16 protein-coding genes are annotated in these 20507 nt (G+C 71.3%); 4 read left to right on the top strand and 12 right to left on the bottom strand.

Annotation, left to right across the window (positions count from 1 at the left end):
- Positions 1-153 precede the first annotated feature (153 nt).
- From ACIP93_RS35320 to ACIP93_RS35310, 3 genes are all read left to right on the top strand, one after another.
- Positions 154-1005, top strand: coding sequence for an alpha/beta fold hydrolase (locus ACIP93_RS35320; RefSeq protein ID WP_401766049.1), 852 nt, complete (start codon positions 154-156; stop codon positions 1003-1005).
- Between the two features lie 45 nt (positions 1006-1050).
- Complete coding sequence (locus ACIP93_RS35315; RefSeq protein ID WP_401766046.1) at positions 1051-1950, top strand: helix-turn-helix domain-containing protein; 900 nt, start codon at positions 1051-1053, stop codon at positions 1948-1950.
- Between the two features lie 180 nt (positions 1951-2130).
- Positions 2131-2844 (top strand): alpha/beta hydrolase, encoded by a 714-nt coding sequence (locus ACIP93_RS35310; RefSeq protein WP_401766044.1) that lies wholly within the window; start codon positions 2131-2133, stop codon positions 2842-2844.
- Positions 2845-3044: 200 nt separating this feature from the next.
- Here ACIP93_RS35310 and ACIP93_RS35305 read toward each other — a convergent pair whose 3' ends face one another.
- From ACIP93_RS35305 to ACIP93_RS35265, 9 genes are all read right to left on the bottom strand, one after another.
- The gene (locus tag ACIP93_RS35305) at positions 3045-6200 is read right to left on the bottom strand and encodes an amidohydrolase family protein (protein ID WP_401766041.1); all 3156 of its coding nucleotides are present in this window, start codon (positions 6198-6200) and stop codon (positions 3045-3047) included.
- 37 nt (positions 6201-6237) lie between these two features.
- Positions 6238-7551, bottom strand: coding sequence for a PLP-dependent aminotransferase family protein (locus tag ACIP93_RS35300; RefSeq protein WP_401766038.1), 1314 nt, complete (start codon positions 7549-7551; stop codon positions 6238-6240).
- Positions 7548-8930, bottom strand: coding sequence for a (3,5-dihydroxyphenyl)acetyl-CoA 1,2-dioxygenase DpgC (dpgC, locus tag ACIP93_RS35295; RefSeq protein WP_401766035.1), 1383 nt, complete (start codon positions 8928-8930; stop codon positions 7548-7550). The genes ACIP93_RS35300 and dpgC overlap by 4 nt, the downstream gene beginning before the upstream one ends.
- 16 nt (positions 8931-8946) lie before the next feature.
- Positions 8947-9672: an enoyl-CoA-hydratase DpgB gene (gene dpgB / locus ACIP93_RS35290; protein ID WP_345218116.1), complete on the bottom strand. Its 726-nt coding sequence runs from the start codon at positions 9670-9672 to the stop codon at positions 8947-8949.
- 29 nt (positions 9673-9701) lie between these two features.
- A complete protein-coding gene (gene dpgA, locus ACIP93_RS35285) occupies positions 9702-10793 on the bottom strand; it encodes a 3,5-dihydroxyphenylacetyl-CoA synthase DpgA (protein ID WP_345219049.1) in 1092 nt (363 codons plus the stop codon).
- Positions 10794-10837: 44 nt separating this feature from the next.
- Positions 10838-12082, bottom strand: coding sequence for an aminotransferase class I/II-fold pyridoxal phosphate-dependent enzyme (locus ACIP93_RS35280; RefSeq protein ID WP_401766032.1), 1245 nt, complete (start codon positions 12080-12082; stop codon positions 10838-10840).
- A 50-nt stretch (positions 12083-12132) separates the two neighbouring features.
- Entirely contained in the window at positions 12133-13272 is a 1140-nt protein-coding gene (locus tag ACIP93_RS35275) for a phenylacetate--CoA ligase family protein (RefSeq protein WP_380837770.1), read from the bottom strand.
- Between the two features lie 239 nt (positions 13273-13511).
- The gene (locus tag ACIP93_RS35270) at positions 13512-14342 is read right to left on the bottom strand and encodes an enoyl-CoA hydratase-related protein (RefSeq protein WP_345218124.1); all 831 of its coding nucleotides are present in this window, start codon (positions 14340-14342) and stop codon (positions 13512-13514) included.
- Positions 14339-14521, bottom strand: coding sequence for a hypothetical protein (locus ACIP93_RS35265; RefSeq protein WP_401766028.1), 183 nt, complete (start codon positions 14519-14521; stop codon positions 14339-14341). The genes ACIP93_RS35270 and ACIP93_RS35265 overlap by 4 nt, the downstream gene beginning before the upstream one ends.
- A gap of 180 nt (positions 14522-14701) precedes the next feature.
- On the opposite strand from ACIP93_RS35265, the gene ACIP93_RS35260 reads away from it, so the two are divergent.
- Positions 14702-15712, top strand: a complete 1011-nt coding sequence (locus ACIP93_RS35260; RefSeq protein WP_401766025.1) for a LuxR C-terminal-related transcriptional regulator — start codon at positions 14702-14704, stop codon at positions 15710-15712.
- A 68-nt stretch (positions 15713-15780) separates the two neighbouring features.
- Here ACIP93_RS35260 and ACIP93_RS35255 read toward each other — a convergent pair whose 3' ends face one another.
- From ACIP93_RS35255 to ACIP93_RS35245, 3 genes are all read right to left on the bottom strand, one after another.
- Positions 15781-17022: an MFS transporter gene (locus tag ACIP93_RS35255; protein WP_401766022.1), complete on the bottom strand. Its 1242-nt coding sequence runs from the start codon at positions 17020-17022 to the stop codon at positions 15781-15783.
- Positions 17019-17996, bottom strand: coding sequence for a hypothetical protein (locus ACIP93_RS35250; protein WP_345218131.1), 978 nt, complete (start codon positions 17994-17996; stop codon positions 17019-17021). Before ACIP93_RS35250 ends, ACIP93_RS35255 begins: the two co-directional genes overlap by 4 nt.
- 592 nt (positions 17997-18588) lie before the next feature.
- Complete coding sequence (locus ACIP93_RS35245; protein WP_401766018.1) at positions 18589-19752, bottom strand: esterase-like activity of phytase family protein; 1164 nt, start codon at positions 19750-19752, stop codon at positions 18589-18591.
- Positions 19753-20507: the final 755 nt, after the last annotated feature.

The raw sequence follows: 20507 nt of genomic DNA, 5'->3' as shown, positions 1-20507 counted from the left end.
CCGATGCCTCTCCGGCCAGGGGCGCGCTTCGACAAAGCGAGGAGGATTCACGGCCCGATTCCTACAGCTCGCGGTGGTGCGGGCGGCGGGCCGCATTCGATGATGTCCGGGACGGGCGGGGGCTGTGTACCGTCTCTGACCAGGGGAGAGGTCATGAAGGAACTGATCACGACGGACGGCGCACGGCTCGCTTACCAGGACACCGGCGGCGCGGGCGTCCCGCTGGTGATGCTGCACGGCTGGGGGCAGACCCAGGCGATGTTCCGCCACCAGACCGAGGGGCTGGCGCCCGGCCGTCGCGTCGTCACCGTCGACCTCCGCGGCCACGGGAAGTCCGGCAAGCCCCGTCACGGCTACCGCATCGCCCGGCTCTCCCGCGATGTGCTCGAACTCGTCGACCACCTCGGCCTCGACCGCTTCGACGCACTGGGCTGGTCCATGGGGGTCTCGGTGTGGTGGAGCTTCATCGACCTGTACGGAACCGGACGGATACGGCGCTTCGTCGCCGTCGACCAGCCCGCGGCGGTCGCCGCCGTGCCCTGGATGACCGAGCGGGAACAGCGGGACTCCGGTGCCATCTTCGACGTGTCGGGGCTGCTGTACCTGGGCGCGGCTCTCGCGGGCCCGGAGGGCGGGACGGTCCGCGCCGACTTCGTGCGCGGCATGTTCTCCGGTGAGCCCGACCCCGAGGTGCTGGCCTTCGTCGCCGAGGAGATCAGGTCGACACCCGCGCACGCGGGCGTACCGCTTCTGTTCGACCACTGCGCGCAGGACTGGCGCGACGTGCTTCCCCGGATCGACGTGCCGACCCTGGTGATCGGCTGCGAGGGAAGCCATGTGCACCCCGATTCACAGCGCTTCGTCGCCGAGCGGATTCCCGGCGCACGCCTGCACGTCTTCGCCTCCGACGTGGCGAGCTCGCACTTCCCCTTCCTCGAGAACCCGCCGGCCTTCAACGCCGTGGTGGAGAAGTTCCTGGCCGAGGAGCCGGCGAACCGGGCCTGAATCCGCTCCCCGCCCCGCACACCTACGGCTAGGACACGACACCCCATGACCCTCACGCTGATGTCCCGCGTGCCCGAACGGGCGCCCCGGCAGGCGCCCGCACCGGCCCCGTCCGCCTCCTCCTCGGAGTGGCTGGTCCAGATGCTCTCCGAGATGCCGGAGACGAACGACCCGAACCACGTCTACCTCGGCGTCCACGTCCGTGGGCCCGTCACCGTCGTCCACGGGCGTGCCAGGACCCCGCTGGAGCCGAACGACCTCGTCTTCTGCGACCCGGCCCGACACCACCTGCTGCGGTTCGGCGAGGACTGCCGGATGATCTTCTTCCGGGTGCCCCGCTGCTATCTGGGCGTCACGGAGCCGGAACTCGACAAGGTGCTCGGCGTGCCCGTACGCGGCGGGGAGGGGATCGGGGCGCTGGCGTCCGACTTCCTGACCGCGCTCGCCGCCAGGGCGGAGTTCCGCCGGTCCACGATCGGGGACCGGCGCGCCCGGACGGCCGTACACCTCCTCTCCGTCCTGGTCATGGAGCTCCTCGACGCGGACACGTCAAACGAGGCGGACGACGCGTCCGGGGCCGTCAACGCACTGCTGTCCCGTATCCACGGCTACATCGAAGAACACCTCATGGACCCGGACCTCTCACCGGAGTCGATCGCACGCGCCCACCACATCTCCGTCCGGTACCTGCAGAAGCTCTTCCAGAACGACGGCAGCACGGTGAGCCACTGGGTGCGGCAGCGCAGGCTGGAGTTCTGCCGCCTCGAACTGGGCCGCTCCAACCGGAGGGTCACCATGGCCGCGGTGGCGCACCGCTGGGGCTTCAGCAGCCCCTCGCACTTCAGCCGCACGTTCCGCGGGGCGTACGGAATGAGCCCCAGCGCATGGCAGGCACTGGCGACCTCGGCCTCCGCGACGACGACCGCCGGCGCCCAGGACGAGTGAAGGCGCCGGGACGCGTGTGCGCCGGCGTGACAGCGCGGCTGCGCACACGTACCAGAGGGGCCGCTTCCACGGCTCTACCGTGAGCAGCCCTCGCTCGGGCCTCCTTCCGGATTCCGGTCCGCGACCCGACCGTCGTGACGACGCCCCCCCACGTGGCCCGACACCGAGAAGAGAACTCGCATGACCAACCCCACCGTCGTCCTCGTGCACGGCGCCTTCGCCGACGCGACGGGCTGGATAGGCGTGATCTCGGAACTGCGGAGCAGCGGCATCCCGGTGATCGCCCCGTCGAACCCGCTCCGGGGCCTGACGTCGGACGCCGCCTACCTCGCCTCCGTCCTCGCGCAGGTAGACGGCCCGGCCGTACTCGTCGGACACTCCTACGGCGGCGCGCTGATCACCGTGGCCGGCACCGCGGAGAACGTCGTCGCGCTCGTCTACGTGGCCGCCTACGTGCCCCGTGAGGGCGAGAGCCTCGGCTGGCTCGAAGGGGGCTTTCCCGAGTCCCCGCTGACGGGCCACCTGAAGGAGTGGACGTACCCGCTCCTCGACGGCGGCTCGGCGGTCGAGGTCACCATCGAAGAGACGGCTTTTCCCGCCGTCTTCGCGGCGGACGTGCCCGAGAACGTCGCCGGTGTCCTGGCGGCGGCCCAACGCCCGCTCGCCATGGCCGCCTTCACCGAGACCGCGTCCGCGGCGGCGTGGCGGACGAAACCGTCCTGGGCCCTGGTGGCCGGGGCGGACCGCACGATCAGCCCCGAGGTCCAGCACTTCGGCGCCGTACGGGCCGGAGCCGTCGTGGTCGAACTCCCGGACGCCTCCCACGCCGTCGCCCTGTCCGAGCCCACCCGGGTCGCCGACCTGATCAAGGACGCGGTACGGGCGACGAGCTGACCGACCGGCCCCCGCCGCGAACAGGGGCGGGGGCCGGGCAGCCGGGGCGTCCCGCCCCCGCCGACGCCCCGCCCGCTCCCTCGCCACTGAGAGCCGCACGGGCTCCCGAACGTGCCGAGGGGGGCGGGCGGACGGGTGGCGCACGGCTGCGGTGAGGCTCCGGGGCCGTGCCGCTCGCTTCTGGGGCCGTGCCGCTCGCCTCAGCAGAGGCAGCCCGTCGAGTTCGGCCGCGGATCGTGCCAGCCGTGGGCACGCTGGGCCTCCGCGGAGACCAGGGACCGGGCGACGCGGTTGACGGGGGCGGCCGCGGCGCCGGCCGGTGTGGACGTGAAGGGCTCCATCAGGGCGGCGACGGTGCGGGCGACACCGCCCACCACCACGCTGCGCACCCTGGCCGCCGCGTCGATGTCGCTGAGCGGATCGCCCTCGACGCACACGAAGTCGGCGAGCGCTCCGACCGACACCGTGCCCAGCTGCGTGCCCAGTCCCAGCCGCTGGGCGGGATTCACCGTCGCGGTGCGCAGGGCCTCGTACGGGGTGAAGCCGCCCCTGACCATCGCCCGGAGGTTCTGGTGCAGGGAGATCGCCGGGTCGTCGAGGGGGGCGTCCGAACCGGCGACCACGCTTCCGCCGCCCCGCTGGACGCGCAGCAGCATGTCGACACCGCCCGCCAGGAGAACCCGGTTCAGCTCCGCGGTCGGGCCGCCCGCCGCCTCTGCCTTGGCCACCAGCGCGCCGTAGTCCCAGGCCGGGTAGAAGCACTTGGTGCGCTCGTCGTCGACGAGTGACCGGTCATCGGCGAGGAGCACGGAGGAGTTCATGAGGGTCGAGGTGACGGGCATCCCGGCGGTCGTCAGGACGCCGACGGCGTCCTGGTACGCCCGCCCGAGCCGGGTCTGTGTCTGCGAATAGCCGACGCGGTTGCCGCCGCCGGTGTGCTCCATGAAGTCCATGCCGTACGTCGCCTGGGGGTAGGCGTAGTGCGAGGTCACCGGCATGCCCCTGAGGTGTGCCTGCGCCGTCGCGGCGGCCTCCAGCGGGGCGGGCAGCCGGATGTAGGTCTTGACGAGGTCGTACGAGAGGGCCTGGGCCCGCCCCATCTCCAGCCGGAGCTGGGGGGCGCTGACCACCGGGCGGGCGAAGTTCCAGAAGACCCGGGCCCCGTCCAGGGCGTCACCCGTCCCGAAGAATCGTGGCCCGGCTTTCGCGCCGGACTCCAGGGCCTCCCTGGTCTCCACCATCTGGTAGGCGGGATCGCCCGGGGAGACGACGGTCGTGATGCCGTACGACAGGAGGAGGCGTCCCGTGCGGTCTCCCCACTGCCTGCCGCGTATGTGCCAGTGCAGATGTGCGTCGATCAGTCCGGGCATGAGGGTCAGGCCCGAGGCGTCCACCACCTTGTCCCCGCGGCCCTGTCCCGCGGGGACCACCTCCGTCACGCGGCCTTCCTTGACCACGACGTCCACGTGGCGGCGCAGGCCGGTGCTCCGGCCGTCCCACAGGGCGCCCGCCCGGAAGACCGTGGTGCCGGCGGCGACGGGCCGGCGGAAGGAGAGGTCGACGGGCACGGTCCGCGGAGTCCCGCCGGTGACCGGCACCTTCCGCAACCTGCCGTTCGAGAGGTAGAAGAGGGTGCCGGAGCCGTCCACGGACACGGAGTCGGTGACTTCGGTGGTGATCTGCTCGGGTCCGCCGGTGATCCGTCCGGTGGCGTCCACCGGAACCCGCCACGCCGTGCTCTCCATGACGCAGACGAAGTACCTGCCGTCCGGTGTCCACACCGGGCCGTCGTCCCCGCGGGTGGCCACCGACCGGTGGGCGGCCACCGGCTCCGAGCGGGTGGCGCCCGTCTCCAGGTCGACCGACAGGACCTCACTGAGCCCGGCGCGGTTCCGCTTGGAGTACGGCTTGTTGGCGGCGAGCACGATCCGCCGGCCGTCCGGTGCCCACGAGGGGCGTCCGGGCTGGAAGACGGCCGGCAGCACCTGGCGGACGGCTCCGGAGCCGAGCTCCAGGACCCACGTTCCGCCGTTCTCGTCCTGGTAGGCGATCCTCGTGCCGTCGGGCGACCAGCGGGGGGTCAGCTGCGCGCCGCTCCGGTTGGTCAGCCGGACGGGTGCGCCGCCCTTCACGTCCTGACGCCACAGGGCGGCGGTTCCGGAGCGGTCGCTCGCGTAGACGAGCGAGGCACTGTCCGGCGACCAGTCCGGGTCGGAGTTGAAGTACCCGTCGCCGGCGAGCCGAGTGGGAGCCTGGCCGATCCGCATCACCCACAGGGCGTTGAGGGCGCGGAACGCGACCTGCCGGCCGTCGGGGGAGACCACGGGTCCCGCGATGCCCTTGACGGGCTGTGCCCCCGGCGCGGTGAAGTCCCTGACCGTGTGACGCCAGGCCGGGCGCGCGATGGAGACCGTGGCGGTGAACGGCACCTGCCGCGGGGTCTCGTTCAGGCGCAGGCGCCGTATCCCGCCGGCCGCGGTGTACAGCAGTTCAGCGGCCGACACCCAGGAGGTGCGCACGGCGTGCACGTCCTCGCCCGAGGCGACGACCTCGTCGTCCACCATGACGTCGGCGCGCGTGCCGAGGAACCGGACGTAGCTGACGCGGGTGCCGTCCGGGCTCAGCGCGGGGCCGAAGAGCTTGGCGCCCGGGGAGGGGGCGACCAGCCGGGTGCGTTCGCCGGTGGCGACGTCCACGACGTCGATGGCGGAATCGTCGACGGTGCACACGATGCGCTTGCCGTCGGAGGACCAGGCGGGCGTGCCCTCCTCGGAGTCGCCCGACGTGACGCGGGTCTGCACCCCGGTGGCCACGTCCAGCAGCCACAGGTCGTTGCTGCCCGACTGGTCGGAGGTGAAGGCGATCCGCTTGCCGTCGGGGGCGAACTGCGGCTCACGGTTGTCGTAGTCGCCCTTCGTCAGCTGCTTGAGGCCCTGACCGTCGCGGCCGACCGTCCACAGCTGGTACGCACCGTCGCGGAAGGACTGGAAGACCAGGGCGCTGCCGTCCGGCGACCAGTGCGGCTGTGTCGCGTCCTGGAGCTCGTCGGTGAGGCGCCGGGCGTTTCCCCCGGCCGCGGGAAGCACCCAGATCGCGCTCAGCACGTCGACGGCGAGCGCGGTCCGGTCCGGGGAGAGGGCTGCCGCGACATTGGTCCCCTCCGAGACCGTGAGCCTGCGGCCGGCCGAGGCGTCCTCGCCGCCCTCCGGCGTCCCGTCGTCCGCCACCGCCTGTCCCGCACCGGCCAGTGCTCCGGCGGCCAGCGCGCCGCTCCCTATCAGGATCCGGCGCCGGCTGGGTCTCGCCGGGCCCCGCGCCCCCTGGATTCGTACGCTCTTCCCATCGGTGTGATCCATCGTCATTCCCATCGGTCTGTTCGGTGAACGGGGCTGCTCAGGGGCAGACAGCACGCAGAAAACGAGCCAGGCGGCGGACTCCCTCCTCGATCTGCTCCGGGTCGAGATAGCTGCAGGCGAGCCTGAGCTGGTGGTCGCCGCCGGACCCGATGTAGAAGGGGGACATGGGGGTCCAGAGCACACCGAACTCCTGGGCCGAGCGCTGGAGCAACGGTTCGTCGGCCGGCACGGTGAGGTGCAGGCGTACGAAGAACCCTCCGCCGGGCCGGTTCCAGGACACTCCGGCCGGGGCGCCGGTACCCGCCCCGAGGTGGCGGTCGAGGGCGTCCAGCAGAATCCGCAGGTTCCGCTGGTAGAGCTCGCCCTTGGCGCGGGCCGCCTTGGCCACCGACCCCTGGTGCTCCAGCAGGATGCCGCCGATGACGGCCTGGGAGATCGGCGAGGTGTTGACCGTCACCATGCTTTTGACGGTGGCGAGTTCGTCGGCGAGCATGCCGGTGCCGCCGGAGACCTGCCGGACCGGCTGGTCGGCGACCACGTAGCCGACCCGGGCACCGGGCATGCACGTCTTGGCGAAGGTGCCCAGGTGCACGACCCGCTCGCCGCCGGGCAGCGCCTTCAGCGGTGGCAGGGCTGCCGCGTCCGTGGTGGTGAAGGCGTACGCGTTGTCCTCCAGCAGCAGCAGGTCCTCCCGCTCGGCCACCGCGAGCAGCCGGTGGCGTGCCTCCAGGCTGAGGCAGCTGCCCGACGGGTTGGAGAAGTCCGGCGCCACATACATGGCCCGGATCCGGGAGCCGCTTTCGCGTGCCCGGCGGCACACCTCATCCAACTGGGCGAAGTCCAGGCCCTCTTCGGTGTCGTCCACCGCGACTGTGTCGATGCCCAGCAGGTTCGCCGCCCCGGAGAGGCCGACGAAGCAGGGGTTGACCACGGCCAGCACGTCCCGGGGAGAGGTGAAGAGCGCGCGCAGGACCAGCAGGATCGCCTCCTGGCAGCCCACCGTGACGACGATCGACTCCTCGGGGACGTCGATGCCCTGGTCGGCCTTCAGGGCCTGCGCCACCAGCTCGTTGATCAGTCCGCGGCTGGGGCCGTACTGGTAGAGCAGCCGGTCCACCTGCGCGGAGGCCAGGCCGCGCTCCTCTTCGAGGTAGCGGCGGTACCGGGCGAGGTGGCGCGGGATGTCGATCTCGTCGAAGAAGGCGGTGTGCGGGGCGCCGGGCGCGAACGAGACGGCGTCCGGGAAGCGGCCCATCACCTCGTTGAGGAAGGTGATCGACCCCATGACGGGCGAGTCGAGGCAGGCGTGCAGAGACTCGCGTTCCAGCACCTTCTCGGTCACCGGCCTCATGCCTGTGCCTGTGCGGGTGCGGGCGCGGCCCCGTTCGCGGCGGCGCCGGACCTGGCCGAGAACTTGCCGACCTTGTCCAGTACGTCGTCCCCGTACAACCGCAGCGCCTGGGCCAGCGAGAACTCGGCCATGTAGGCGCGGAACGCGTCCTCCGGCTCCTCGGACAAGTGCAGCATCCGCCGGTTGGCCAGTACCGCGGGCGCGGCGAGTTCCTCCACCGCGTCCTCCACGGCGCGGTCCATCGCCTTCGGGTCCACGACCTCGTCGATCAGCAGCCCCGCCTGCGGGTCGCCGGCCCAGATCTTGCGCCCGCCCAGGACGATCTGGCGGGCGACCCGGGCGCCGGCCAGGCGGCCGAGGCGGAAGTTCGCGGCGCCGGGGACGATGCCTTCCTGGGCGGCCGGAAGGCTGAGGTAGGAGTCCGCGGCGGCGATGACCTTGTCCATGACGAGCAGGAGCTGGGTCCCGCCGCCGATGGCGAAGCCGTCCACCGCGGCGGCCCACGGCTTCTCGATGCCGTGCGCCGGGTAGGCGTCCCCCCGCCCGCGGGTGGACAGGCCGCGGAGCATCTTGCTGATGTAGCCCAGTTCGCGTTGGAGCAGGAATCCGACGAAGGAGATCCGGCCGTGGTGCAGATCGGCGAGGTTGATGCCGGCGCTGAAGACCCGGCGTCCCCGGTAGCGGGGGTGCGTCATCGGCGCGCCGCGCAGGACACCGACCTTGATCCCGTCGTCCAGCAGGACGAGGTCGACGGCGACCTCCAGCTGGGCGATCAGTTCGTTGTCCTCGGCGTTGAGACAGGACTCGTTGTGGAACGTGACGTGTCCGCCCGCGCCGCGGCGCTCCAGCGTGACCTTGCCGAGGTCCACGCGTCCCGTCGCGCGGAAGCCGTCCAGCAGCGCCAGTGCCTCGGCGGTGGGGTCGCGCAGGACGTCCACCAGGTGCCCCCCGGCTCCGGGCAGCCGCAGGATCTCCCGGAAGAGGATGCCCTGGTCGATCTCCCGGCCTTCCTTGTCCTCCTGGACGTGGCTCAGTTCCTGCGCGAGCTGCCCGGTGGTGGGGACGAGGCCGGGAAAGGCCTGCGCCGCTGCCGCCGCGAGCTCCGCGAGGCCGAGCCGCAGGGTCCGTCCGGCGGTCAGGTGGTCGTAGACGTCCTCCGCGTGGGCGCGCAGGAAGCCCGCCCGCAGGGACCGGCACGCCTCGTGGATCCGGGCTGCCTGCTGCTGCTGTTCGGCCGAGCGGCCGGTCCGGGGCGGCAGCCCGGCCAGCGGGGCCTCGCGTTCACGGATGCCGGCGGCGAGGGCCGCGGCGGCCTCGGCGAAGGCTCCTTCCGGCAGTGGACCGGCGGCGGGGGTGGGACGGGATTCGTTGGTCAGCACAGGATTCCCCCGGAGGTCACGGACGGGTGGCGGGCAGCGGCTGCTGCCGTCGCAGGCTTCGGTCGCATGCGGCGAGGTGGGCACCGAGCGCCTCCTCGTAGCTGAGGCCGGAGTCGAACAGCAGGCGGCGCCGGATCGACCACTCCTGGCCGGGCAGCGCGGACAGTTCTGCCACGAGGGCGGCGGCGCGCTCGCGGGCCTCCCGCGCGCTCCCGGCGGTCTCGTCCACCAGGTCGCAGGCCGCGGCCTCGGCGGCGCTCAGCCAGGGCCGCAGCAGGAGCAGGCGGCGGGCCCGGGCCGTACCGATCTGGTTGGCCAGCCGGTGCACCGCCGTGCCCGGCCAGGCCCCGTCCTCGGCGCCCGCGAGCCTCAGCCGCGCGTCGGGGGCGGCGAGCCGGTAGTCGGCGATGAGGAGCACTTCGAGCGCGGGGCCCGTGCAGGCGCCCTCGACGACGGCGAGTGTGGGACGGCCGGCGTTCTCCAGCCGTCGCAGGACGCGTTCCCAGGTGTTGACGAGGTGGATACCGGTGCCGGAGGGCGCGAAGTCGGCCGGGTCCTGCGCGGTCGGGGCACTGTCGCCGCCCAGGAGCAGCAGGACGACTCCGCCGTCGGCGCTCTCGGCCCGTGTGACCGCGGACGCGACACGGGACACGAGTTCGGGTGTGAGTCGCTCGTTCCCGCCGACCGTCAGGACGGCGGCGGCCTCGTCGGTGAGGCTGTGGGCGAGGGGAGTGGTGGGCACAGTCGTACTTCCTTCGGTCGGGTTGGTTGTCACCACTGGACGAGCGCCGTCTCGATCGTGGAGCCGGGCCCCATCGTCATCAGCACGCCGTAGTCGCCCCGGCGCACTCGGCCTTCCTCCATCAGCCGCTCGTAGGAGAAGAGGAAGGAGCCGCTGGAGAGGTTTCCGTAGTCGCGCAGCACACCGGTGGTGTGGCGCACCGCGTGCGGCGACAGGCCGAGGTTGACCTTCACCGAGTCGATGACCTTCTTGCCGCCCGAGTGCACGAGCCAGTGGTCTATGTCGCCGCGGCGCAGGCCGGTGCCGTCGAGGAGGCGGTCGACGACGCCCTCGGCGTGCGCGCCGACGACGTACGGGACGTCGCGGTCGAGGTAGAAGCTGAACTTTCCCTGCTCGTCGTCCCAGTCGTACCGCATGGCATCCACCGCGTCGGGAATGATGCGGCTCGCGAACTTCAGCACGGTGCCGGCCGGCAGGGGGCTGTCCTCGGCGGATTCCTCCTGCGACGGGCCGGTGACCATCGCGACGGCGGCGGCGCCGTCGCCGAAGAGGCTGTTCACCACGGCGGTGCGCATGGTGCCGTCGAAGACGTAGGCGGCCGAGCAGACCTCGGCGCACACCATGACGGCGAGGCGGCCGGGGTTGGCCATGGACCAGCTCGCCACGGCGTTCAGCGCGTTGAGACCGGCGTTGCAGCCCATGCCCACGACGTCGAGCCGGCTGGTGGAGGTGGGCAGCCCCAGTTCCTTGATCAGCAGGGCGGAGAAGCCGGGCGTCAGCAGGCCGGTGGTGGAGACGCAGCCGAGGTAGCCGATGTCGGACAGGGCGAAGCCGGACCGTTTGAGCGCGGTCTCCAGGGCCTGCGCGCCGATACGTATCCCGTGCGCCTTGTGTTTGGCGAGGAGTCCACCCTGCGTTTCCGTCGCGCGCGTTCCGTCCGGGAGTTCGGGCGGCAGGACGAGGTAGCGGCGTTCGATGGCGCTGTTGAGGAAGACCGATCGGACCTTGGGGTCCTCGATGGCGAAGAGGTCCAGCATCTCGCGCTGGCTGTACGAGTTGACGGGTGTGGCGGTGCCGAATCCGACGATCGTCGGCCTCGGACCGGAGTTCGCCGTTGTCATCCGCTCCTGTCCGGTGACGGGCAGGCCCCCCATGGCGGACATCGTCATGCCACGTCCCTCATTTCGCTGGTGGCGAGCTGGATCTGCTCGGTGGTGTGGGAGGCGGAGACGGCCATCCGGATCAGGCCGCTCCCCTTCGCCACGGTCGGGAAGAACGCCGGTGTGACGATGACTCCGGCCTTGCGGAGACGCGCGGCGGTGCTGAGCGCGTCCTCTTCCGTGGAGAAGAGCGCACCGCGGATCGGCGACCGGGTGCCGGCGTTGAAGAGGGCGTTGCCGGTGAGGGAGTCGAAGAGTTCCGTGTTGCGCCACAGGTCTTCCTGGAGCCGCGCCACGGTGCCGTCGAGGTGCAGCTCGGCGGACGCCCGGCAGGCGCTGATCACGGGCAGGGCGATCGGACCGCCGAAGATCAGCGGGTTGCCGAACTTGCGCAGCTTGACCGTGTCCTGCTCGGTGTTCAGCACGACGAAGCCGCCATTGCTGCAGCCGAAGGCCTTCGCGAGGGATCCGACCACGATGACGGACTCCGGCAGGTCGCCGTCGGCACCGCCGAACTCCTCGTACGCGAAGCCGGCGCCGCGCGGGCCGGTGATCGACACGCCGTGGGCGTCGTCCACGTAAAGGTATCCGTCGACGGCCGCGCACAGCTCGGACAGCTGGCGGACGTTGATCAGACCGCCCATGGAGCCGACACCGTCCACGAGCACGATCGGCGTGCGTCCGGCGGCGTGTGCCCCGGCCATGGCGTCGGCGAGGCCGTCCGGGTCCTCGAAGTCGAACCGGGCCACGGTGCCTATCTGTTCGAGCACGCCGCGCAGGACCTGGATCGACGCGTGGGCGGTGCGCTCCACGAAGAAGGCGACGCCGCCCGGGGAGACGGGGTAGCCGGGCAGTACGCCGGTGCCCAGCAGGGGCAGCACCCCGAGATGGACGCTGCCGACTGAGGTGAAGCAGGTGACGTGGCGGCCCCCGTAGACGGTGCCGAGCAAGTGCTCCAGGACCTCCAGGTCCTCGAACCGCATACGGGTCCGGGAGGAGGAGAACTGGACGCCGACCTGACGCACGGTGCGGGCCGCGGCCTCCACCAGGGCGGGGTGGGTGTCCAGTCCGAGGTAGGAGCAGGAGATGAACTCGATGGCGCGGCTGCCGTTGCTCAGCGTCACCTCCTTGCCCTCCCTCGCGGTGAAGACATGGCCCGTCAGGTCATGCGCGATGGCCCGGGACAACGCGTCCGACGTCTTGCTGACACGGGCAGCGACCCAGTTGGGGGGTTCTGTGGTTTGAGGCATCGAAGCGTCTCCTGAATGCGGATGTGTGGAGGTTGGAAACGGAAACTCCGTCAGCCGGCGTGCTCCTCATGGAAGAACGGCACCTTTCCGCGGTCCGTGTGGTGGAATCGCGAGCTGTCGACCCGCTCCACCGTCAACCCCCGGTAGGAGGGAGCCGTGAAGACCCGTTGCATGTGGTAGGCGCCGCGCAGCGCGGCGACGGCGTCGTCGGCCGTCAGTCCGGAGGGGGTCCGGTCGGAGACGAGCAGCCGGATCGAGAAGCCCGTCTCGTGCGTCCGCACCTGGAACTGGCAGTCCGCCGGGTCGGTGATGCCCAGTACGGAGAGCCGGTCCATCACCAGTTCCTGGGAAATGGTGGTGCTGTCCACGTTGACGGACTGGCGGACCCGGCCGACGAGGGTCAGGCGGCGGGCGGCGCTGCCGCACAGGCAGGGGCCGGTTTCGATGTACCCCTCGTCGCCCACCTGGTAGCGCAACAGCGGCATCCCGGAGTCGGTCAGCGTGGTGACGACGACCTCGCCGACCCGGCCGTCGGGCTGGATGCGCTCGGCGGCCGTGTCGATGACCTCGACGACCAGGGCGTCCTCGTGCAGATGGTGGGTCGAGCCGGTCTGGTAGGCGCATTGGTAGCCGATGGGACCGGTCTCACTGGTCGAGTACGAGAGCGACCGCACCCGCAGCTCCGGGCGGGCCTCGGCCAGTTGCCGCTCCCGGCTCTCCCCGAGGATCTCCCCGATGTAGAGGAAGTTGCGTACGGCGGCCAGCGCACCGGCGGTGTCCTCGGTGAGCAGCTTGAGGCCGGCGGAGGGCGAACAGATGACGGTGTCCACCGCGTGGTCGCGCAGCACCTCGGGGGTCTCCGGGGAGGCCAGGGCGCTGCTGCCCATGGGGAAGGACATGGCGTCGAGCAGCCGCGTCACGTCCTGGGCGAAGCTGAACGCGCCGTTGAGCTCGGCCGGGTAGAGGAAGTTGGCCATGCGGCGGGGGATCGTCCCCAGGGCGCTGACCACGCCGCGGGCCCCGAGGAAGGCGACCCTCTCGGTGAACTCCCAGGAGTGGTAGAGGACCTTGCGCCGCCCGGAGGTACCGCTGGAGCGTAGGGCCAGCCCGGAACCGCCGTCACCCAGGACCAGGTCCTCCGTGCTGGGCGGGCAGGTGCTCTGCAGGTCCACCGGTGAGAAGAGCGGCATCCTGGCCAGATCGCGGGGGACCCGGATGTCGAGCGCCCCCGGCCATCCGGCGGCTGCGGCGGGATTCTTTCCGAGTGCCTCTACGGTTCGCGCCAGATTGTTCTGCTGGATTTCTTCCAGTTGCCTTCTGCTCAACGCCTGGAGATCGGCTGCCAGGTGAATCCGGGAGGCTTCACCGAGTGTCTTCTTCCGCAGCTCTGCGAATGATTCGGATTCCCGCAGCAATTTTCTTCCAGCTTTCATCGGTGTTCCGTCACGGATTCCGTCTCGCGGTAACCGGGCCATTTCGGCTGCCGCTTCTCGTTGAACGCTTCGACCCCTTCGACCCAATCGGCGGAGAAGGCCACGGCATACCAGCCCGCGTCCTCGATCTCCAGGCCGGTCGCGAGGTCCCCGCCGTGTCCGAGCCGCAGGGCGCGCTTGGCCGCCCGCAGCGCCACCGGAGAGTTCGCCGCGTAGGTGCGGGCGATTTCCAGGGCCGAGGCACGTACTTCACCCGCGGGGGAGAGGGTGTCCACGAGGCCCAGTTCGAGCGCCTCCACCGCGGGGACCCGGCGTCCGCTGAAGATCAGGTCGGCGGCGCGTGCCGCACCCACTCGCCGCGGCAGCAGCTGGGTCCCCCCGCCGCCCGGAATGACGCCGACGGCGGTCTCGGGGAGACCGATGACCGCGCCGGGATCGGCGACGATCACGTCGCAGGAGAGCGCCAGCTCGTAGCCGCCGCCCAGTGCGTAACCGTGCACCGCGGCGATCACGGGCATCGGCAGCGCCAGCACGCCGGCGTACGCAGCCCTGCTGACGGGGCGGGCCCGGGCCCGGTCCGACTCGGTGTAACTCCGGCGTTCCTTGAGGTCGGCGCCCACACAGAAAGCCCGCTCGGCCGTGGAGGTGATCACCGTGACGCCGACGGACCGGTCGCCCGCGAGGGCGGCGGTGGCGGCGGCCAGTGACGCGCCGAACTCCATGGAAACCGCGTTCATCGCGTGCGGCCGGTCCAGCACCAGCTCCGCGATCCGTCCCTGTCCCGGCCTGCGGACGACGATCGACTCACCGAACCTGCCTTCGATCACCGGCCCCACCCCAGATCGTCCGGACGCGCCTCGGGCGCGGCCGACACGGAGTGGGTGACGTCCGGCTCGCCGCCGGCCGGGGCGGTGGCCGGGGCGGCGGAGGAGGCGGGTGCGGCGGGTGCGGCGAGAGTGAAAAGGGCCGCAGCAAAAGCGAGTCCGGCTGCGGCGGAGAGTCTCATGGCGGAACTCGACACTGTATTTCCATTTCCGTAAGTCGTGATTTATCGGCGGGCCTCACCTTGCCATTGTGTTGCCCCCCACAACCAGGGCTTCAGCACGTCGCATCACCGCCAGGCGCGGATATGATGGCCAGCCGAACGGGCTGACCGCTCGCGCTTTATTTCCCAAAAGGATTTCAAATGGACATACCGGGCACCCCTGGTAGCGTTTCACCACTCCTCCTGAACGGCAGCGCCCTGCGGGCGTACGAGTACGCGTGTGAAAGGGAAAAGGTCACCTCGGCAGAGGTCGCGGCCGGCATCGGTTCGGACCTGGCGGAAGCGGAGGCGCTGATGCGATCACTGTGCGACCGCCATCTCCTGTGGCCCACCGCCGGTGGCGGCTACACCGCCAGCTCCCCACGCATCTTCGGCGCCCAGCTCATCGCCCCGGCCGTACGGGAGTTGACGGAGAGGCAGCAGCACATCATGGACATGATGGAGCAGCTGGACTCCCTCGCCGAGCTCTACGAACAGAGCCCCGCGAAACGGCTCCGTCGTCCCGAGATCGAGGTCCTGCCGGAAATCGATTCCGTGCGCAGCGCGCTGAACGGCCTGTCGGCGGACGCCGGCCAGGAGATCCTGACCTCCCAGCCCGGGGGCCCGCGCCCCGCCGAGGTACTCGAAGAAGCCCTCCAGCGCACCGAGTTGGTGCTCGGACGCGGCGTCACCATGCGGACCGTCTACCAGCACACCGCGCAGTACAACCCGGCCACCAGGGCCTACGTCAAGCACGTCGTCGCTCTCGGCGCCCAGGTCCGGACGCTCAGTGACGCCTTCATGCGGCTGATCGTCTTCGACCGGGAAACCGCGGTGCTGCCACTGCACGGCAATCCGCAGGGCGCGGTGATCGTCAGCGACCGGAGCATCGTGGACTTCGTCGTCCAGGCCTTCGAGCGGGTCTGGCCCGCGGCCAGCCCCTTCCCGGTCTCCTACGACCAGAACCAGGTGATGAGCACCTCCGAGGAGATCAAACTCGCCATCTCCCAGTTGCTGGTCGAGGGAGTGGAGGACAAGGTGATCGCCCGCCGGCTGGGCATGTCCCTGCGGACCTGCCAGCGTCACATCTCCGACGTCATGGCGCGGCTCGGAGCGCGCAACCGGCTGCACGCGGGCTACCTGCTCAGCAAGGTCATCGATGACCCGCGGTGAGCCCTCGTCGACCGGGTCCCGGCGGAACCGTCTGCCGAGCCGTCAGTTGCCGCGTACCGGTTCCGGGTTCAGTGTTGCGGGATGCCGGGCGGGCGGTCCGGGGCCACGCAGCGGGTGACGCCGATGCCGGCGGCCAGGAGCACGAGGCCCACGAGCAGGCCGACGGCCATCCCGGAGTGGGCGGGCGCGGGCAGCCCGGAGGCGGCGCCGCCGACGAGGAGGCCTGCCGTCATGTTGCCGATGATCTCGCCCACCGCGGTCACCACGCTCACGAGGGCGAAGACTTGGGTCAGCTGGCCCGGGGGAACGGTGTCCGCGGCCTCCACCTGGATCTTGGGGAAGGCCAGGCACTCCGCGACCGCGAAGAGGGTGAGTCCGGCGAGGATCACGACCAGCCCGCTGGTGAACGACAGCACCAGTCCGACGCCGCCCGCGACGGCCACGGTCGTGTAGAGCGCGCCCCGTGGCAGTCGCGCGAAGAAGGGGAGCAGGGCCAGCTGGATGGCGATGATGGCCAGCGGCTGATAGCTGAGGAACAGGGTGCGGTGCTCGGCCTGCGCCGGATTGACCACCTCGTAGAGCAGGACCATCGCGTACAGGAACCCCATCGCGAAGTAGATCGCGAAGGTATAGGCCAGCACGACGGCCACGGCGCGGTTCTTCAGCATGGTGAGACTCGCCCCGAAGCCGCGCGTGCCACGGGCGGGCACCTCGAAGAGGAGGCCGCGGCCCAGCAGACCCACCGTCACGCCGACAGCGAGTTCGACCGCCACGAGGACCACCAGGGCGGGGACCCCAGCCCGGCCCACCGGTCCGGCCGCGACGGGTGCCAGCACGTAGGCCACGTTCAGGAAGATGAAGAACACCTGGAACACCTGGCTGCGCCGGTGCTCACCCGCCGCGCCCGTCAGGAGCGACCGCACCGCGGGGCGGGACACGCCCACCCCGAGACCGGCCAGCACGGCGAAGAGGAAGAGAGCGGGATCCGCGGTAGTGACCACGACGGCGGCAAAGCCGGCCGCCTTCAACGCGGACGCGATCGTCAGCGTCCAGGCGGGGTGGAGCCGGCCGAACACCAGCGGGGTGCACACCGCACCCACCAGCGCGGAACCGACATGGACCGACAGCGCGAACGAAAAGACGGTCGGGTCGATCCGGCCGCCGTGCAGCACCGCCACGGGCAGCAGGGTGAGCACCATGGCCAGGCCGGCGTTGGACAGCAGGGTGAACCCCAGCCCCGCGGCGACCGCGGGCGGGTGCCCCGTCGCCGGCCTGGCGCTCTCCGTCACCCCGGTGGGCTCCACGCTCACCGGGCCTCATCGGCGGCGGTGACGGCCCCGCCTTCGGAGAGCAGCCGGTCGACCCAGGCGAAGAAGGCGTCGGCGAGCTGGGACCGGGCGGGCTCGGGGAGGGTGGAGAACTCGGCCATGGCCGTTCCCCATTCCCCGAGTACCGGGCCGTTCTCGGTGAGCAGCCAGTCCACGCAGAGATAGTCGGCCTGAAGGTCCGCGACGATCTGCTCGACGTCGCTGATGACCGCGGTCACATCCGGGTTGGCAGTGGCGGTGGCACCCTGGGCGACGTTGGCGAGGTAGGAACCCTCGGCCGGAGTGCGCAGCATGCTCGCGACGAACTTGCCCTCCACCATCGCGACCCGCAGGTCGCCCCGGTTGGGCAGGTACTCCTGCACGATGTAGTTCTGGCCGGTCTGCGAGACGATGTCGACGGCCGCACGGAGTTGCGCGAAGCCGTCCAGCTTCAGCACTCCGACGCCGGTGCCCATCTCGCGCGCCTTGAGGATGTACGGACCCTCGCCTATCTCCTCGCGGACGACGTCCAGGCCCCTCCTCGCGTAGCGGCCGAAGGGCAGGGCCACCGTTTTCGGCGTCCTGATGCCCAGTACGGACGCCCGCGCCAGGATGGCGAGCTTGTCGCGCTCCAGGCTCTCGGAGCCGACGAGGGAGCGGTTGAGCAACACCGAATCGCTCGCGTCGATGGCGCGGTAGACGCCCCGCAGGAAGTGCGTGGCCTGCGGGTCGCCGCTGACGTCGTCGACGATGTACGCCTGGCGCGTCTCCAGCAGGTCCACGCCGTTGTGCCACAGCCGGGGCCGGTCGCCGCAGGTGGGCACCAGCTCGTTGGCGGAGATGAAGCGGAAGGAGAAACCGTGCTTCGCGCACGGCTCGGCCCAGCGCTCCTCCATCCGTGCCGTGATCTTCTCCACGTACTCCGGAAGGAAGTCGTCCGGATGGCAGATCCAGGTCACCACGTGTTCAGTCGCCACGATCTCATTCCCCCACGAAAAGCCTTTGTCAGGCCGGTCATCAACACGGCGCCCGGTGCGGGCGCGGCCTCGAACACCGCAACTCTTGCAGGAGCACGATCGGTTCGCCTCGATCCGGCAGCCTCGGGTTCCTGCCTGGCGCCGATACGACAGGGGGCCCGCGGGAGGCCGAGCGCTCGCAGCCCCGGGCCGGGGGACCGGTTCGTCGGCGTCGAACCGACCGCGACCGCCGAGGCCGAGCGCCGGGTCACCCGCGACCACTCGGCCAACCACCCGGCCGCCGGCCCCCTCTGCGACGGCAAGGGAGCCCCGCCAGGCGGCCCGGCCACGGTGACTCCGCAACCGGAGAAGGCGGATGCCGCGACCGGGAACGCTCATGAGGCTGCTCCCTCCTCGGACGGAACGCGCCGGGGCGTCGCTCGTGCGGCGCAGCCCGGTGGGCCGGAGGCCGGCCGGGCCGAGCTCGTGGTCCACGCCGGGGGCCTGGATTCCGCACCGGCGGGCAGGGCGGTCGCAGGACCGAGCAGGAGGGGCGCCTGCCTTGAACCTCGCCCGGCAGGCGCCCCTTCACGGATGGCGAATGGAACCCCGGTCAGCGGATGCCGAGGGCGACGATCTGGGTGATCGCCTCCTGGGCGAAGTTGTCGTCGCTGACGAGGATCAGCAGCCGCTCACCGGAGGGGAGGCCCGGGCCCCACGTCATGCCCTCGGTGTTGTCGACGGCCGAGAGGCCCAGGGTGTCGAAGTCCGCCACGAGCCTCTTGCGCATCGGCGTGACGGACTGTTCGGCCAGAGACTCCATCGCCTGCACGTCGGTCGCCCCGCGGGTGGTGGCGTCGAAGAGGCGGATCTTGTAGCCCGCGCCGGCGACCCAGGTGCGCTCCAGCACCAGGTAGCGGTGGGGCTGGTCGGGGAAGGCGAGGAGGGACGGGACGCCGGTGTCCGGGCCCCAGGGGCTGTCGGGGTCGTTCTCGGCGAAGATCTTCTCCAGCGGGTAGGCGAACTGCCCGAGGACCTTCCCGGCGCGGTTCTGCTGCGTGACGCGGACCAGGGCGCCGTTCTTCGTGTCGGGCTCCGGGCCGTCCTGGAGGAGCGGGCCTTCGACGGCGCTGGTCACCACCTTGCCCTTGGAGCCGAAGGTGAGTGCCTCGATCGCCTGGTTCCGGCGCGGGCCGCGCTCCTCCGTCGTGATCTCGTAGTTCGCGGGCAGCTTCAGCTGCCCGAGGTGGTCGCCGGTGGGGGACGCGTACTGGATGGACGGCTGGATCACCGGCGGGCCGGCCGTCTTGGGCCGGTCGCCCTCCTGCCCCCACCAGTAGTCACAGCTGCGCGGGTCGACCCGGATCTCCTCCGGGTCGACGGCCTTGCCGTCCCCGGCCGTCGGCGCCGGGTAGACGGAGCCGTCGGGCTGGAAGAAGGGGTGGGTGCCGGTGAAGTCGACGGCGTGCACTCCGTCGGCGTCCACGTCCAGCCTGGCCGTGTAGAAGCGGGCGGGCTGGAGGTAGGAACGGTCGTCGCTGATGAAGACGTACTCGCCGGTGCACGGGTTGCGGTCGATGCCCGAGAGGCCGCCGACCGTGGTGTTCTGGAAGGCGAGCCTGTGCGGAACGGTCCTTTCGCCGAGGAGGCGGGCCTGTACGGCGCGTCCCGACCCCTCACCGGGGTCGCCCGGTTGGGCGGCGGACACCGCGGGGGACAGGACGGCGGTCAGGAGCAGAGTCAGGGCGCACGCGCGGCGCGTCAGAGAGGAACTCACCCGGTGATCTTGGCCCGTGGGAAGCCCGGGGCGCAGTCACCCAATCGGGTAAGGCTGCCGGATGCTTGCACCGGGACGGTGCTGTGGGACGGCGGGGTCCGCAAGGAGAGGGGCGGCGCACGTCGAAGTACGCACGTAGCGCCCACCCGGCACACAGGTGGGGGCCTTTCGGGGTTCGGGGGCGGCAGCCCGTACCCGCGGCGGCCTGTCCGCGACGGGTGGTGGCTCTGCCTGCGGCCCGGTCCCTCGGCCTCGGAGACGACTGGACGAACGCGGAGTACGAGTTCGAGCAGGCGCTCGCCGAGTACCGCGTGCCTGACGCGGCAGCGCGGCCCGCGGCGCCGACGCCCCGGAATCCCGTTCCTCACAGCCCTCCCAGCCGTGACCCTCGTTGACCGTCGGGTCCTCGGCCGTGGAGGCGTCGGCGAAACCACCACCGGACCGGAACGCGCCCGTGGCCGGTGTGCGGTGCGGCGCCATGAGGGTGAACGCCCGGTGCTGTGCGTCGTGGAGGACCGGTCCCGGTACGATCGCCGGCCGCGACCCCTGGGCGTTCGGGCCCGCCAACAGCCGGCGTCCGCGCCGGGACGCGTTGCCCTCGCGTTCCGGCGCGAGCCGGACCAGCGCGCCACCCCCGGTGAGCAGGCCGGCGAAGACCAGGATTCCCGGCAGCGAGTGGGCCGCGACGAGGACCGGGGCGCCCACCACGGAGGTGAGGAACACGACCCGCAGGCGCACGTTCCGTCCTGCGCAAG

The organism is Streptomyces sp. NPDC088745 (assembly GCF_044751045.1).
Classification (GTDB): Bacteria; Actinomycetota; Actinomycetes; order Streptomycetales; family Streptomycetaceae; genus Streptomyces; species Streptomyces cremeus.
This window is presented reverse-complemented; position numbering and strand designations above follow the sequence as displayed.